Origin of the sequence: Citrobacter sp. wls619, from assembly GCF_005281345.1 — a bacterium.
In the GTDB taxonomy this organism is placed as follows: domain Bacteria; phylum Pseudomonadota; class Gammaproteobacteria; order Enterobacterales; family Enterobacteriaceae; genus Citrobacter.
In genome coordinates this window covers 95009-110521 of the sequence record NZ_SZXJ01000044.1, presented here as the reverse complement: position 1 = coordinate 110521, position 15513 = coordinate 95009, and the positions used below count along the sequence as shown (strand labels likewise).

14 protein-coding genes are annotated in these 15513 nt (G+C 54.5%); 8 read left to right on the top strand and 6 right to left on the bottom strand.

The genetic code is table 11. From position 1 onward, the window contains the following. Positions 1-3: 3 nt before the first annotated feature. The 3 genes from hldE to FDX19_RS09785 form a co-directional block, all read right to left on the bottom strand. A complete protein-coding gene (gene hldE, locus FDX19_RS09795; protein ID WP_137382550.1) occupies positions 4-1437 on the bottom strand; it encodes a bifunctional D-glycero-beta-D-manno-heptose-7-phosphate kinase/D-glycero-beta-D-manno-heptose 1-phosphate adenylyltransferase HldE in 1434 nt (477 codons plus the stop codon). 59 nt (positions 1438-1496) lie between these two features. Continuing rightward, positions 1497-4337 (bottom strand): bifunctional [glutamate--ammonia ligase]-adenylyl-L-tyrosine phosphorylase/[glutamate--ammonia-ligase] adenylyltransferase, encoded by a 2841-nt coding sequence (glnE, locus tag FDX19_RS09790; protein WP_137382549.1) that lies wholly within the window; start codon positions 4335-4337, stop codon positions 1497-1499. 126 nt (positions 4338-4463) lie between these two features. Next, entirely contained in the window at positions 4464-5765 is a 1302-nt protein-coding gene (locus tag FDX19_RS09785; protein WP_137382548.1) for an inorganic triphosphatase, read from the bottom strand. 241 nt (positions 5766-6006) lie between these two features. On the opposite strand from FDX19_RS09785, the gene FDX19_RS09780 reads away from it, so the two are divergent. Continuing rightward, the gene (locus FDX19_RS09780; RefSeq protein WP_137382547.1) at positions 6007-6627 is read left to right on the top strand and encodes a TIGR04211 family SH3 domain-containing protein; all 621 of its coding nucleotides are present in this window, start codon (positions 6007-6009) and stop codon (positions 6625-6627) included. 62 nt (positions 6628-6689) lie between these two features. Then, positions 6690-7925: a multifunctional CCA addition/repair protein gene (locus FDX19_RS09775; protein WP_137382546.1), complete on the top strand. Its 1236-nt coding sequence runs from the start codon at positions 6690-6692 to the stop codon at positions 7923-7925. A 109-nt stretch (positions 7926-8034) separates the two neighbouring features. Here the strand turns inward: FDX19_RS09775 and bacA are convergent, their stop codons facing one another. Both bacA and folB read right to left on the bottom strand, forming a co-directional pair. Continuing rightward, positions 8035-8853, bottom strand: a complete 819-nt coding sequence (bacA, locus tag FDX19_RS09770; protein WP_137382545.1) for an undecaprenyl-diphosphate phosphatase — start codon at positions 8851-8853, stop codon at positions 8035-8037. 90 nt (positions 8854-8943) lie between these two features. Then, entirely contained in the window at positions 8944-9312 is a 369-nt protein-coding gene (gene folB / locus FDX19_RS09765) for a bifunctional dihydroneopterin aldolase/7,8-dihydroneopterin epimerase (RefSeq protein ID WP_137382544.1), read from the bottom strand. Between the two features lie 106 nt (positions 9313-9418). Between folB and plsY the strand changes: the two genes are divergently transcribed. Continuing rightward, positions 9419-10036 (top strand): glycerol-3-phosphate 1-O-acyltransferase PlsY, encoded by a 618-nt coding sequence (gene plsY / locus FDX19_RS09760; protein ID WP_137382543.1) that lies wholly within the window; start codon positions 9419-9421, stop codon positions 10034-10036. Positions 10037-10067: 31 nt separating this feature from the next. Here plsY and FDX19_RS09755 read toward each other — a convergent pair whose 3' ends face one another. Beyond that, positions 10068-11009, bottom strand: coding sequence for a LysR family transcriptional regulator (locus FDX19_RS09755; protein WP_137382542.1), 942 nt, complete (start codon positions 11007-11009; stop codon positions 10068-10070). Positions 11010-11222: 213 nt separating this feature from the next. Here FDX19_RS09755 and ttdA point away from each other — a divergent pair, with 213 nt between their 5' ends. The 5 genes from ttdA (at position 11223) to FDX19_RS09730 (ending at position 15506) form a co-directional block, all read left to right on the top strand. Further along, the gene (ttdA, locus tag FDX19_RS09750) at positions 11223-12131 is read left to right on the top strand and encodes a L(+)-tartrate dehydratase subunit alpha (protein ID WP_005120899.1); all 909 of its coding nucleotides are present in this window, start codon (positions 11223-11225) and stop codon (positions 12129-12131) included. Continuing rightward, the gene (ttdB, locus tag FDX19_RS09745) at positions 12128-12733 is read left to right on the top strand and encodes a L(+)-tartrate dehydratase subunit beta (RefSeq protein WP_137382541.1); all 606 of its coding nucleotides are present in this window, start codon (positions 12128-12130) and stop codon (positions 12731-12733) included. The genes ttdA and ttdB overlap by 4 nt, the downstream gene beginning before the upstream one ends. 49 nt (positions 12734-12782) lie before the next feature. Further along, positions 12783-14246 (top strand): anion permease, encoded by a 1464-nt coding sequence (locus FDX19_RS09740; RefSeq protein WP_137382540.1) that lies wholly within the window; start codon positions 12783-12785, stop codon positions 14244-14246. A 122-nt stretch (positions 14247-14368) separates the two neighbouring features. After that, on the top strand, positions 14369-15193 hold the full coding sequence (locus FDX19_RS09735) for an urease accessory protein UreD (protein ID WP_212734709.1): 825 nt from the start codon (positions 14369-14371) through the stop codon (positions 15191-15193). 10 nt (positions 15194-15203) lie between these two features. Next, a complete protein-coding gene (locus FDX19_RS09730; protein ID WP_137382538.1) occupies positions 15204-15506 on the top strand; it encodes an urease subunit gamma in 303 nt (100 codons plus the stop codon). Positions 15507-15513: the final 7 nt, after the last annotated feature.

Sequence of the window (15513 nt, the reverse complement as noted above, 5' to 3'; positions counted from 1 at the left end):
CGTTCACTTATCGCTGTCTTTCTGGATCTTTTTGATGATATTGGTCGTCGAACAACCATCTTCGAAGTTGAGTACCAACACTTCTCCGCCGTTGGCCCACACCTCTTTGCTGCCGGCAATCTCGTCCGGCTTGTAATCGCCGCCTTTGACCAGCAGATCCGGCAGAACACCGGCAATCAGACGCTGCGGCGTATCCTCCTCAAAAGAGACGACCCAGTCGACGGACTCCAGCGCACCCAGCACGATCATACGCTGTTCAAGCGGGTTGACCGGGCGCGTTTCGCCTTTCAGACGTTTGGTGGACGCATCGCTGTTAACCGCGACGATCAGACGGTCCCCCAGCTTGCGCGCATTTGCCAGATAGGAGACATGCCCCGCATGCAGGATGTCAAAGACACCGTTGGTCATTACCACTTTTTCACCGCGCTTGCGGGCGCTGGCGACAGCCTGCTTCAGCTCATCTTCACTCATCACGCCAAAACCGGTATCAGCGCGACCGCGCACGGCATTCTCCAGCTCGATCGGTGAAACCGTAGAGGTCCCCAGCTTACCGACAACAACACCTGCTGCCGCGTTAGCAAAATAGCACGCCTCTTCCAGCGAATTACCTGCCGCCAGCGTCGCCGCCAGCACGCCGATAACCGTATCGCCCGCACCGGTCACGTCATACACTTCCTGCGCCTGCGTCGGCATGTGCAATGGCGCCTTGCCCGGTTGCAACAGCGTCATGCCCTGTTCGGAGCGCGTGATTAACAGTGCAGAAAGGCCGAAATCCGCAATCACCTTCATGCCGCGTTCAACCAGTTCATCTTCGCTCTTGCACTTACCCGCGACCGCTTCAAACTCAGACAGGTTCGGCGTCAGCAGCGTTGCGCCGCGGTAGCGTTCAAAATCGGTCCCTTTCGGATCGATAAGTACCGGAACTCCTGCTTTACGTGCCAGTGCAATCATTTGCTGAACGCTTGCCAGCGCACCTTTGGCGTAGTCCGACAGCACCAGCGCGCCGATAGATCCCAGCGCCTGATTGATACGCTCATGCAGTGGCTGCGGATCAACACCTTCAAAGCCTTCCTCGAAGTCCAGGCGAATCAACTGCTGGTTGCGGGAAAGCACGCGCAGCTTGGTGATCGTCGGATGCGTCGGCACGGAAACGAAGTCACATTTTACGTTTACGTCCGCCAGCGTTTTACTCAGCGCACGCGCCGCGTCGTCAATGCCGGTCAGGCCCACCAGACGCGAATTCGCTCCCAGAGAGGCAATGTTCATCGCCACGTTTGCTGCGCCACCAGGACGTTCTTCAATGGTATCCACTTTTACCACCGGGACCGGCGCTTCCGGGGAGATACGGCTGGTAGGGCCGTACCAGTAGCGATCCAGCATCACATCACCGACAACCATGACTCCTGCACGTTCAAACTCTGGCAGCGTTACTTTCATTCCTGTCTCCTGAGAGATTCTCTGAGGGTCTTAAAATTTGCGCGCGATAATAACACACTTCACTCGGCAACCAGCCACTTCTGCCAGCTGTCACGCACCAGCGTACGTTCAGCACTGAAGCTCTCCGGCGCGACATGGCCCGGAAGTTCCTGCAGGGCAAGATGGTGAAGTTCATCGCGCAGCGTTGTGTAAGCGCGGGTAAGCGCCAGCGCTTCCTGCTCGTCCATAATGTCGTTTTGCGCCAGTAATTCCAGAATGCGCACGTTATCCGACCAACGCGTCAGCTTGGGTTTTTCGTGGGCATAGCGCAGCACCAGATATTGCGTAATAAACTCAATATCGGTGATACCGCCTTCATCTGCTTTGATATCAAAACGATCGCGATGCTTATTGCCCAGATGGGCACGCATTTTCTCACGCATTTCACGCACGTCTGTCTGCAATGTTTTTCCATCACGGGCGAGGGTCATGATATCGCGCCGCACCACATCAAACTGAGAGGTCAGTTGCGGGTCGCCGTACACCACACGAGCCCGCACCAGCGCCTGATGCTCCCACGTCCAGGCTTCGTTACGCTGGTAGTCAGCAAAAGCATCTGTTGAGGTCACCAGCATTCCCGCCGCACCGGACGGACGCAGTCGTGCATCCACTTCATACAAAATGCCAGATGAGGTGCGGGTACTGAAAAGATGCATAATGCGCTGCGACAGGCGCAGATAGAACTGCCGCCCGTCAATCTCACGTTCGCCGTCCGTCATCACGTCCATCGGACAGTCATGCAGGAAGATCAAGTCGAGATCGGAGCTATAGCCCAGCTCCCAACCACCCAGTTTGCCGTAGCCAACAACGGCAAAACCGCGACCTTCGCGATCGCCAAGATGCGTTGGCTGCCCGTAGCGGGCGACCATTTGCGTCCACGCCTGCTGAACTACGGCATCAATAATGGCTTCCGCCAGCCAGGTCAGGTGATCGCTTACCTTCATGACCGGCAGCGTCCCGGCGATATCAGCCGCTGCAATACGCAGCAACTGCGTTTGCTTAAACTGACGCAGGGCTTCCAGCTGCTGCTCTTCGTCATCTTCCGGTACGCGCAGTAAATACTGACGTAGCTCATCGCGATAGGCGTCAGTCGCCGTGGGTTGATACAGCGTGTTGGGGTCCAGCAGTTCATCGAGCAACAGCGGATAGCGTGCCAGTTGGCTGGCCACCATGGGTGAGGCAGCGCACAGCGAAATCAGGTGTTTAAGCGCCCCTGGGAATTCGCTCAGCAGTTCCAGATAAGTCGTGCGGGTGACAATGCCCACCAGCAGCGGAGTAATACGCGACAACGGTACGGAAGCATCATCGCGGGAACAGACGTCGCTCAGCAGATGCGGCATCAAATGATCCAGCACCTGACGCCCCCGCGGGCCTATCGTGCGCTTATCCAGCTCTTTACGGAAATCGGCGATCAGCGTCAGCACACGGCGGCGATCGTCATCCGCCAGATGCATCAGCACTGGCGTCGTATCATCTTCCTGCAACGCATCCTGCCACAGCTCGCGCCACTGTTCTGAGAGCGACTCTTCCTGGGTTTCAGCTTCGTCATCGCCAATCAGCTCGTTAAATACCCGGCGCACGTTGTTCATATGATTTGCCAGAACATCGGTTAACTGCTGCCAGTCATCGACGTTCATCCCCCACGCCAGCCGCGCGCGATTCAGTTCATCGCCAGGAAGCGTTTGGGTCTGTTCATCATTGATGCTTTGCAGCAGGTTTTCGAGGCGGCGTAAATAGAGATAGGCTGCTCGCAGTTGTTCCGCATCGGTATCAGACAGCAGGTGCAGCGCATTGATGGCGCTCAGTGTGGGTAAAAGCGAACGGGATTGCAGAGAAGGCTCACGCCCGCCGCGGATCAGCTGGAATACCTGAACGATAAATTCGATTTCACGAATACCGCCCGCGCCGAGCTTGATGTTGTCCTTCAGACCACGACGGCGAACTTCACGGGCAATCATTCCTTTCATGTTACGCAGGGACTGGATCACACTGAAATCGATGTAGCGACGGAAGACAAACGGTCGTAGCATGGCGCGAAGCTCGCTGACATAAGTACCGTCGGTATCGCCCATAATACGTGCTTTGACCATCGCATAGCGTTCCCAGTCGCGCCCTTGCTCCTGGTAATAATCCTCCAGCGCGGAGAAGCTCAGCACCAACGGACCGCTGTCGCCAAACGGACGTAAGCGCATGTCTACCCGATAAACAAACCCATCCATTGTTGGCTGATCCAACACTTTGATGAGCCGCTGGCCCATACGGGTAAAGAACTGCGCGTTATCCAGTTCACGCCGTCCACCCTGTGTAGAGCCATGTTCCGGCCAGGCGAAAATCAGATCGATATCGGAAGAAAAATTCAGCTCGCCGCCACCGAGTTTTCCCATCCCTAAAATCAGCAGCGGTTGCGGGGTGCCTTCCTGATTACAGGGCGTTCCCCACTCACGGCAACAGGCGTCATACAGCCAATCACGTGCGGCAATGATCAGCGTCTCCGCCAGGTGACTTAGCTGTTGCAAAATACTCTCTTCAGCCACCAGCGACAGCGTCTGCGCCCAGGCAATGCGCACCATGATGCGACGGCGGAACAGGCGCAGTTCACGCATCAACGTCGCTTCATCACTGACGTCGTACAACGCTTGCTGTAACCAGGTGACATAGTGTTGCCATTCATCAGCCTGTGGCGCGGCGCTTTCCAGCTCCACCAGCCACTCAGGATGGGCAATCACACTGTCGCGAACAAAATCACTGAATGTAAGCACTGACTTCGCCTGCACACTCAGTGAAGACTCAGATATTGCTGCTGGCAGCCGCTCAACAACGGTCGGCCAGTACTGCTGTAACGGTGAAGAGAGCTGCTTCATTTACGGGTTATCCTTTGAATGGTGCCGAATGGCGGCGTTTCGCTTTATCCGGCCTACATGACACTGACATCCATCGCGTAGGCCTGATAAGCGCAGCGCCATCAGGCATCCCGGCCTCGGTCCTGGTTATCGTTTACCGCTGTGTAGCCAGAACGGTTCCTGAGAGATCGCTTCGTTGCGGAAGTGTTCGATTTCAATATGTTGGCGGGTTTCGATGGCATGACGCAGCCCCTGCCAGTTAGCAATCCATTCCGATGCAACATTCTCATCGTAGTAACCCGCCAGCATCAGCATGCTATCAATATTGCGCGTCAGACGAGGGAGTTGATCGGCGTACTGATCGCCCAGCGGTTGCGCAAAAGCGGTTTTCAGTTCAGCAGCATGACGTGAAAGATGGGTGTCAGAAAAACGCTTAAAGGAGTCGGCAATTTTTCCCTGCGCTTTTGCATCAAGGAACGGCTGCCATCCTTTGGTCACCAGCCATTCTGTCAGCGCCAGCTTAGCCATTGCCGTTTGCGTGCTGTAAACCGCCGAAATAGCAGAAACGTCCGATGCAATAATCGCTTCCGACTGGGTCAGCAAATCACGTAAGTGAGCGCTCGCTTTTCGCGGAACATGACCGCCAAACAGCATCAGAATGTGACGCACCAGGCCCATTGCCGCCAGCACCTCGGCTTTCGCGCCTTTGACGCCGCGCACCCACAGCTCTTCATGATACTGCCACTGTGATAATGCCAGCTCCAGCGCCGCTTCCAGCCCCTGTTCAATGCTCGCCTTCGCCGGAACGGTCAAAATGCGCGTCGGTTTGAGTTCACGCGGCGCGTTCCCCTGCGCCAGATGATAACCGCGCGCCGCTTTACTCAGACTGCCCTGGCGTAAACCGGTTTGTGACACCAGCTGACTTGCCAGCTGCAGTACCGCACGGGTATCGCCGCTCAACAACTCAAGTTCAAGCTCGCAGAGGGGTTCTGCAAACTCGCCGGCCTTCACTTCCCCCAGATCGAGAGCGATTTCAATCCGGCTGCCGTCGGCATCAACCAACCATTTCTCGCGGTAAAAGTCGGTGCTGAACAACGGTTGCACCTGAGAGGCAAGATCGGCCGGCAGTTCACCATTGGGCCAAACCTCAGCAGGAAACAGGGTGAGATCCAGTTCCGGCGCGCTCAAGGCGACATTATATTCTGGTCGTTGATGCAGACCGCCCGTTACCCGTCCGGCAATTTTCATGGTCATTTCATAACGACCATTCTCACCACGAATACGCAGCCCCATATCATGGCCTCGCAACCAGCCATCCGAGGTTTCGTAGTAAATATTCAGCAACTGACTGGGGGCGTGATGCTCTCCCCCCAACGTATTCAGACGTTCACGTAGCGCATCTACAGCATCACTATTGACGATAAACTTTAATTCGATTTCCTGGGCCATGGTCTTGTACTTATGGGTTATGTCACAGTTGAGAAAACAGACTGCGAACTAAGTGCATTCTTTATTGTCAGTAGATAGTATTTTGCGCCAAATTGCCATGCAACGTGCAATTTGACGGGCGTAAAAGTTTCGGGTGGTGGCAAAAAGGACACAGATGATTCCGATTGATGTCGAATGCTTTGCGTAGAGACACTGATGCCACTACTATCGTTCCACTTTCTATGACAATAACGACAGCCTGATGCCAAAATTACGCCTGATTGGATTAACTTTACTCGCACTTAGCGCCACTGCAGTCTCTCATGCCGAAGAGAAGCGCTATGTCTCTGATGAACTGAACACCTGGGTCCGCAGCGGTCCAGGCGATAATTATCGCCTCGTGGGCACGGTTAACGCCGGCGAGGAAGTTACGCTTTTACAGACTGACGCCAACACCAACTACGCCCAGGTGAAAGACAGCACTGGACGTACCGCGTGGATCCCACTTAAAGAGCTGAACAGTACGCCAAGCCTGCGTACCCGTGTACCCGATCTGGAAAACCAGGTTAAGACACTGACCGATAAGCTCAATAATATCGATACCACGTGGAACCAGCGCACCGCCGATATGCAGCAAAAAGTAGCGCAAAGCGACAGCGTGATCGACGGGTTGAAGGAAGAAAACCAGAAGCTGAAGAATGAGCTTATCGTGGCGCAAAAGAAAGTCAGCGCCGCTAACCTGCAGCTTGATGACAAACAGCGCACCATCATCATGCAGTGGTTTATGTATGGCGGCGGCGTGCTCGGACTCGGCCTGCTTCTCGGTCTGGTTCTGCCACACATGATCCCAAGCCGGAAGCGCAAAGATCGCTGGATGAACTGAATCGCCTTCTCCGCCACACTGACATATGATTAAGGAATACTGTTTTTCAAAAGGAATGTGGTGTGAAGATTTATCTGGTCGGTGGTGCTGTTCGGGATGCGTTATTAGGGCTACCGATTAAAGATAAAGATTGGGTCGTTGTCGGCGCCACGCCGCAGGAGATGCTTGACGCGGGCTATCAGCAGGTAGGTCGCGATTTCCCTGTGTTTCTCCACCCACGCACCCGGGAAGAGTATGCGCTGGCGCGCACCGAACGAAAATCGGGCTCAGGCTACACCGGATTCACCTGTTATGCCGCGCCGGACGTTTCGCTGGAAGCCGATCTTCAGCGCCGCGATCTGACGATCAACGCGTTGGCCCGTGACGACGACGGAGAGATTATCGATCCGTATAACGGCCGTGGCGATCTGGAAAATCGTTTGTTGCGCCATGTATCCCCTGCTTTTAGTGAAGATCCGCTGCGCGTTCTGCGCGTGGCGCGTTTCGCTGCCCGCTATGCACACCTCGGCTTTCGTGTTGCTGATGAAACCATGACGCTGATGCGCAACATGGCCGCTACTGGCGAGCTGGAACACCTGACGCCAGAACGCGTGTGGAAAGAGACAGAAAGCGCCTTAACCACCCGTAATCCGCAGGTATTTTTCCAGGTCCTGCGCGATTGCGATGCCCTGCGCGTGCTGTTCCCGGAAGTAGATGCCCTGTTTGGCGTTCCGGCCCCCGCACAATGGCATCCGGAAATCGACACCGGCATTCACACGCTGATGACGCTGTCGATGGCGGCCATGTTAAGCCCGGAGGTCGACGTACGTTTCGCCACGCTGTGTCACGATCTCGGTAAAGCATTGACACCCAAAGCACTCTGGCCGCGCCACCATGGTCACGGCCCGGCAGGCGTTAAGTTGGTAGAACAACTGTGCCAACGCATGCGCGTGCCCAATGACATCCGCGATTTAGCCAAACTGGTAGCCGAATTTCACGATCTGATTCATACCTTCCCGATCCTGCAGCCCAAAACCATCGTGAAGCTGTTTGATTCCATTGACGCCTGGCGTAAACCGCAACGTGTGGAACAAATCGCCCTGACCAGCGAGGCCGACGTGCGTGGCCGAACCGGTTTTGAAGCAGCAGATTATCCGCAGGGCAGATTGCTGCGCGAAGCCTGGCAGGTTGCACAGGCGGTGCCAACGAAAGACGTCGTTGAGGCGGGATTCAAAGGGCCGGAAATTCGCGAGGAGCTAACCCGACGTCGCATTGCGGCGGTGGCTAGCTGGAAGGAACAGCGCTGCCCAAAAGCGTAGGAAATGCATTGCCGGATGCGCTGCGCTTATCCGGCCTACAGCTTCGAAACGGATATAACCCGTAGGCCGGATAAGGCGGAACGCCGCCATCCGGCACCACGGAAAGTCATCAGAAGAACACCACGTAAACGGCGGCGGCGACCACAAAACGATAAATCGCAAACGGAATAAACGAGATCCGTTTAATCAGTTGCAGGAAGGTTTTGATCGCCACCAGCGCCACAACAAATGCCGTCACGAAGCCGACAGCAAACATCGGAATATCTGACGCAGTCAGGAACGACCAGCTTTTGTAGAGATCCAGCGCCGTCGCGCCCATCATCATCGGTACCGCCAGCAGGAATGAAAATTCAGATGCCGCATAACGGCTCACCCCCATCAGCATACCGCCAGAGATAGTCGCTCCAGAGCGGGAAAAACCGGGCCATAGCGCCAGACACTGGAAACAGCCAATCATAAACGCCTGGCGGTAAGTCATATCATCCAGACCCGGCGCGCGCGGTTCTTTTGGTTTGAGACACTCTGCGACAATCAGCAGCACGCCCCCCACCACCAGCGCGTACATCACGTTGATTGGGTTAAACAGTGACTTGATGGTGTCGTGGAAGACCAGCCCCAGAACCACAGCAGGAACCATCCCCAACAAGATATGCCCGAGGGTCAGTCGCCCTTTGCCAGTACCTTCATGCGGGGTCTTGCCAAAGTGAATGCCAATTAAACCAAACAGACGTCGCCAGAACATTACCACTACCGCCAGAATGGAACCCAGTTGGATCACGACTTCAAACGTTTTTGCGGTATCGCCCTCAAAACCTAACAGGTGGCCAACAATTATCATATGGCCGGTACTGGAAACGGGCAGGAACTCCGTCAGCCCTTCGACCACACCCAAAATTGCCGCTACCAGCAGCGAGTGCATATCACTCATCAATAAACCCCTAACGAAAGAGAAAAAGCACGGCAAAAAAGAGCCGACGTCAGGACTCTTTTATACCTGTTTGGTTTAGATATTATTAAGTTAATTATTTTCTTTCAGATTATTGCTACGTTCGATGATAACCCCGACGTTTGCCGCACGGGCCACCGCACCAGGTTTGCTCAGCTTGATGCGCACCCATGGAGAATTAAAGCGGCTGAGCAGGAGATCCGCCACCTCTTCCGCCACACGTTCTACCAGCGCAAAACGCCCACCTTCCACATGATTAACAACTGTTTGAGCAATATCAGCATAGCTCAGGCAATCAGCGACATCATCACTTTTGGCAGATTTACGGTTATCCCATGCCATTTCGATATCGAACACCAGTTTTTGTTCGATAGTTTGTTCCCAGTCATAAACACCGATAGTGGTGATTACTGAAAGTTGCTCTATAAATACAATATCCATCACGACCTGCCTGCTTTTTGGCTAACCCGGATACCACTTCCGGCGAAATATGCGTATTATCCACAGAAGTAGCGTTTTACACGACATTTTCAAAACGGAACAGCTTATGAGTGCAATCGCGCCTGGAATGATCATCTTCGCGTACCTCTGCGGCTCAATTTCCAGTGCCATTCTGGTATGCCGCCTCGCTGGATTGCCGGACCCGCGTACAAGCGGCTCTGGGAATCCGGGCGCGACAAACGTGCTGCGAATTGGAGGCAAAGGAGCCGCCGTCGCCGTGCTGATTTTCGACGTCCTGAAAGGTATGTTACCCGTCTGGGGGGCATACGCGCTAGGCGTCAGCCCCTTCTGGCTGGGATTGATCGCTATCGCGGCCTGCCTGGGGCATATTTGGCCGATATTTTTCGGTTTTAAAGGTGGAAAAGGCGTCGCCACCGCCTTTGGCGCGATTGCGCCGATTGGTTGGGATCTTACTGGCGTAATGGCCGGTACCTGGCTGCTCACCGTCCTGCTGAGCGGCTATTCATCATTAGGCGCTATCGTCAGCGCACTGATTGCGCCGTTCTACGTCTGGTGGTTCAACCCTCAGTTCACCTTTCCGGTGTCCATGCTGTCGTGCTTAATTCTGCTACGTCACCATGACAACATTCAGCGTCTGTGGCGTCGTCAGGAGACAAAAATCTGGACCAAGCTAAAGAAAAGGCGCGAAAAAGACCCTGAGTGATTTTCTTGCCGGATGGCGACGCTAACGCATCTTATCCGGCTTGTGGGATCTGATACCCCTCAACTGGCTTACCCAATCTGTGTTGACACCATGCGGCCAGAAACTCCACGCACACACGCAACTTCACGCTGCGATACAGCGGCTCCTTATAAACCGCCCAAATGTTGGCGCTCTGCGCGTAGCCTGGCAGTACGCGAACCAGCTCACCACTGGCCAGAAACGGCTGCACATCCCATTCGGAGCGTAACATAATCCCTTTTCCTTGCAGCGCCCATTGCAGCACAATCTCACCGCTGTTGGACGAAAGGTGCCCGGCCACCTTAACCGTTTTTTTCTCCTGACCGTTGTCGAGCTCCCATACTCCGTGGGTCATATCACGCTCTTTCGTTACCAGGCAATCGTGATGACTTAATTCCTGTAACGCCATCGGCTGGTCATATTTTTGTAAATATATCGGTGCGGCACACAATATTCTTTTATTTTTCGTTAACAAATGCGCAATATAATAATCAGGAATATCATCATTAATCCGAATATCCAGATCGATATTATCCTGAGCTAAATCAATTTGCCGATCGTAAAGCTCAAAATGCACCTGTAATTCAGGATAGCTGTGCATCAATTCGGTAATTGCCGGGGCAATATAACTACGCCCAAATCCAAAACTACAGCCGATACGAATCATCCCTGCCGGACGCGTTTTGATTTGTGTAACGTCATCCACCAGATGCTGATAACGGGCAAGGATCTCCAGCGCATGTTCATAACAGCGTTGCCCGCTTTCCGTGAGTGCCACGCCGCGCGCAGAGCGGCTAAGCAGTGTCGCGCTCAGCGTAGATTCGAGGATCTGAATGCGTTTTGTCACAAACGCAGGCGTTTGTCCAAGCGTCGCGGCGGCTGCGCTAAAGCTGCCACTATGAACAATCTCAACCAGCACCTGCAGGTCTTTCGCCAGGGGATACGTGTTCAGCATGATCGGTATATCCGTAATGTTGTTAACCGCAGTGTAATTCTCCGATGCGAATTAAACCCTGCCCTTGCGCAATTTTTATTGCCTTAGCAGGACATCATTCACGAACTGTTAATTGGATATTCACAGTGGCAAATAATATAAAACCACATTTTTAGTGGTAGTTTGTTCCGGAGAATTTATTTCCAGATAAATAAAAGAACTGGAGTTAACAAGATGAGCAAGCAAAATAACCAAAATGCGATAACTACGCTGACGAACATTGTCGCGGACTTTACCGCCATGATTTCTACCCGCATGCCTGACGACGTCGTGGATAAATTAAAACAGCTGCGTGAAGGAGAAACCTCGCCGATGGGTAAAATCATTTACCACACCATGTTTGACAACATGCAGAAGGCTATCGACCTGAATCGCCCGGCCTGCCAGGACACCGGCGAAATCATGTTCTTTGTAAAAGTCGGCTCCCGCTTTCCGCTACTGGGCGAACTGCAAAGCATTTTGAAACAAGCCGTTGAAGACGCGACCGTCAAAGCGCCGCTGCGTCACAATGCAGTAGAAATTTTTGACGAAGTGAATACCGGTAAAAATACCGGTACCGGTGTTCCATGGGTTACCTGGGATATCATCCCTGACGGCGACGATGCAGAAATCGAAGTCTACATGGCGGGCGGCGGCTGCACGCTACCGGGACGCTCCAAAGTGTTAATGCCTTCTGAAGGCTACGAAGGCGTAGTGAAATTTGTCTTCGAAAATATCTCCACGCTGGCGGTCAACGCCTGCCCGCCGGTGCTGGTCGGTGTCGGTATTGCGACCTCCGTCGAAACCGCTGCCGTGCTGTCACGAAAAGCGGTACTGCGTCCTATCGGGTCACGTCACCCGAACCCGAAAGCGGCAGAACTGGAACTGCGCCTGGAAGAGGGACTTAACCGCCTGGGCATTGGCCCACAAGGGTTGACCGGGAATAGCTCCGTCATGGGCGTACATATCGAATCTGCCGCGCGCCATCCCTCCACTATCGGCGTTGCCGTCTCCACTGGCTGCTGGGCGCACCGTCGCGGCACGCTGCTGGTTCATGCTGACCTCTCCTTCGAAAATCTGTCTCACACCCGGAGCGCGTTATGAAAAAGATCCTGACAACCCCGATCAAAGCCGAAGATCTGGAAGACATCCGCGTTGGCGATGTGATTTACCTGACCGGTACGCTGGTGACTTGTCGCGACGTGTGCCACCGCCGCCTGATCGAACTTAAGCGCCCGATACCGTATGACCTGAGCGGCAAAGCCATTTTCCACGCAGGTCCAATCGTACGTAAGAACGGTGAAAAATGGGAGATGGTTTCCGTTGGCCCAACCACCAGCATGCGTATGGAAGCCTTTGAGAAAGAGTTCATTGAGCAAACAGGTGTGAAACTGGTGGTCGGTAAGGGCGGTATGGGGCCGTTGACGGAAGAAGGCTGCAAGCAGTTCAAAGCGCTGCACGTGATCTTCCCGGCTGGCTGCGCAGTCGTCGCGGCAACCCAGGTTGAAGAGATCGAAGAAGTGCACTGGACGGAGTTAGGCATGCCGGAATCCCTGTGGGTATGCCGGGTAAAAGAGTTCGGCCCGCTGATTGTTTCCATCGACACCCACGGCAATAACCTGATCGCTGAAAACAAAAAGTTGTTCGCTGAACGCCGCGACCCGATCGTGGAAGAAATCTGCGAGCACGTGCACTACATCAAATAACCCTTCCGGAGGGGCGCTGCGCTCCTCCCCCTTTCGCAGGGATACAACAATGGCACCTTTAGCTGGTTGGTGGCGATACCTGGCTCCGCTGGTGGTTATCGCCATTATTGCTGTTCTGCCCGTTCCCACCGGTCTTGAGAGCCACACCTGGCTCTATTTTGCCGTCTTTACCGGTGTGATTGTCGGGCTCATTCTGGAACCTGTACCGGGTGCAGTAGTCGCGATGATAGGTATTTCGATTATCGCGGTACTGTCGCCGTGGATCCTGTTCAGCCCGGAGCAACTCGCGCAGGACGGTTTTAAATTTACCGCCAAATCGCTGTCATGGGCGGTATCGGGTTTTTCTAACTCGGTTATCTGGCTGATTTTCGCTGCTTTTATGTTTGGCACCGGCTATGAGAAAACCGGACTTGGTCGACGTATTGCGCTGATGCTGGTGAAAAAGATGGGGCACCGTACGTTGTTTCTCGGCTACGCGGTGATGTTCTCTGAACTGATCCTTGCTCCTGTCACACCTTCCAACTCCGCGCGCGGGGCCGGAATAATCTACCCGATTATCCGCAACCTGCCGCCGCTGTATAACTCACAGCCCAATGATCCCAGCGCCCGCTCTATCGGCTCTTACATTATGTGGATGGGGATTGTCGCTGATTGCGTTACCAGCGCTATTTTCTTAACGGCGATGGCACCAAACCTGCTGCTAATCGGTCTGATGAAAGGCGCATCTCACACGGCGCTAAGCTGGGGCGACTGGTTCTTAGGGATGCTGCCGCTGAGCATTTTGCTGGTGTTGATCGTGCCCTGGCTGGCGTACGTGTTGTACCCGCCGGTGCTAAAATCCGGCGACCAGGTACCGCGCTGGGCAGACACCGAGCTAAAAGCAATGGGGCCGCTGTGCGCACGTGAGAAAAAGATGCTGGTGCTGATGGTTGGCGCGCTGGTGCTGTGGATCTTCGGCGGTGACTATATCGATGCCGCGATGGTCGGTTACAGCGTGGTAGCACTGATGCTGGTGCTGCGCATCATCAGTTGGGATGACATCGTCAGTAATAAAGCCGCGTGGAACGTCTTTTTCTGGCTGGCCTCGCTGATAACGCTCGCCACCGGGCTCAATAACACCGGTTTTATTACCTGGTTTGGCAAGCTGCTGGCAAACGGGCTGAGCGGCTATTCGCCGATGATGGTGATGGTGGCACTGATCGTGGTGTTTTATCTGCTGCGCTACTTCTTTGCCAGCGCCACGGCCTATACCTCGGCACTGGCGCCGATGATGATTGCCGCCGCGCTGGCGATGCCCGCTATCCCACTACCCGTCTTCTGCCTGATGGTGGGTGCGGCGATTGGTTTGGGCAGCATTCTGACCCCCTATGCAACCGGCCCAAGCCCTATCTACTACGGTAGCGGCTATTTACCGACGGTAGATTACTGGCGATTAGGTGCCATTTTCGGCCTGATCTTCCTCGTGCTGCTGGTAATAACCGGCCTGGTCTGGATGCCCCTCGTTTTACTGTAAACCCCATTGGGGCGGCGTATTGTCGCCCCTTTTTCCATAAGCTTCTCATATGACCCTTTTCCCACTGCGCTGAGGCATACTTTTTTGTATGCAAATACCCTCATGCCGATAAGGGAAACGCTCTGGATACCGTTGCGCACGAGACACATACACGGGGCTGGCAGGCCGAACTGGATCTGCAGTTTACCCGCACCACACACAAAACGGTGCTTGCCTCGTCGCGTCATCACGGCCCGTTAACGGTCCAGCGCCCGTTTTACCCGGAAAACGACGTCTGTCATCTCTATTTACTGCATCCTCCCGGCGGCATTGTCGGCGGTGACGAGTTGCATATTTCCGTTTCACTCAACGAACACAGCCATGCCTTAATAACCATGCCCGGTGCGAGCAAGTTCTATCGTAGCCCTGGGCCGCAGGCGCAGCTACGCCAGCATTTTACCCTCGCCCCACACGCCACGCTGGAGTGGCTACCGCAGGACACGATCCTCTTTCCCGGCGCCAATGCCACTCTCCAGTCAGTCTTTCACCTGACACATGAAAGTCATCTGTTTGCCTGGGATCTCTTGTGTCTCGGACGACCGGTACTGCAGGAAACGTTCAGTCACGGCACGCTGCAGAACCGTCTGGAAGTATGGCGGGACGGACAACCGCTCCTGATAGAACGCCTGAAGTTGCAGGGTGGAGACTTGAGCAGCATTGCCCGGCATCCCTGGGTTGGCACACTGCTGTGCTACCCGGCGAACGAAAATATGCTGGAAGGAGTACGTGAACGGCTCACTCCACTGGGAAATTACGCCGGAGCCACGCTTAACGACGCATTGCTTACGCTACGTTTTCTGGCAGATGACAACCTGGTCGTTCAGCGCGTGATGCGCGATATCTGGCAATTTGTACGCCCACTGCTTACGCAGAAATCTCCCGTACTCCCGCGAATCTGGCAAACCTAAGAGAACCCTTATGGAACTGACCCCCCGAGAAAAAGACAAGCTGTTGCTGTTTACCGCTGCGTTGGTGGCAGAGCGTCGCCTGGCCCGCGGGCTAAAGCTGAACTACCCGGAATCAGTGGCGCTGATTAGCGCTTTTATTATGGAAGGTGCGCGCGATGGCAAAACTGTTGCCTCACTGATGGAAGACGGCCGCCACGTTCTCACCCGCGATCAAGTGATGGAAGGCGTTCCGGAGATGATCCCGGATATTCAGGTAGAAGCCACGTTTCCGGACGGTTCTAAGCTGGTCACCGTCCATACCCCGATCGTTTAAGGAGCAG

Excerpts from the sequence above, each read along its gene's own strand:
- hldE (WP_137382550.1), bottom strand. The coding sequence starts at position 1,437 with ATGAAAGTAACGCTGCCAGAGTTTGAACGTGCAGGAGTCATGGTTGTC.
- glnE (WP_137382549.1), bottom strand. The coding sequence starts at position 4,337 with ATGAAGCAGCTCTCTTCACCGTTACAGCAGTACTGGCCGACCGTTGTT.
- FDX19_RS09785 (WP_137382548.1), bottom strand. The coding sequence starts at position 5,765 with ATGGCCCAGGAAATCGAATTAAAGTTTATCGTCAATAGTGATGCTGTA.
- FDX19_RS09780 (WP_137382547.1), top strand. The coding sequence starts at position 6,007 with ATGCCAAAATTACGCCTGATTGGATTAACTTTACTCGCACTTAGCGCC.
- bacA (WP_137382545.1), bottom strand. The coding sequence starts at position 8,853 with ATGAGTGATATGCACTCGCTGCTGGTAGCGGCAATTTTGGGTGTGGTC.
- folB (WP_137382544.1), bottom strand. The coding sequence starts at position 9,312 with ATGGATATTGTATTTATAGAGCAACTTTCAGTAATCACCACTATCGGT.
- plsY (WP_137382543.1), top strand. The coding sequence starts at position 9,419 with ATGAGTGCAATCGCGCCTGGAATGATCATCTTCGCGTACCTCTGCGGC.
- FDX19_RS09755 (WP_137382542.1), bottom strand. The coding sequence starts at position 11,009 with ATGCTGAACACGTATCCCCTGGCGAAAGACCTGCAGGTGCTGGTTGAG.
- ttdA (WP_005120899.1), top strand. The coding sequence starts at position 11,223 with ATGAGCAAGCAAAATAACCAAAATGCGATAACTACGCTGACGAACATT.
- ttdB (WP_137382541.1), top strand. The coding sequence starts at position 12,128 with ATGAAAAAGATCCTGACAACCCCGATCAAAGCCGAAGATCTGGAAGAC.
- FDX19_RS09740 (WP_137382540.1), top strand. The coding sequence starts at position 12,783 with ATGGCACCTTTAGCTGGTTGGTGGCGATACCTGGCTCCGCTGGTGGTT.
- FDX19_RS09730 (WP_137382538.1), top strand. The coding sequence starts at position 15,204 with ATGGAACTGACCCCCCGAGAAAAAGACAAGCTGTTGCTGTTTACCGCT.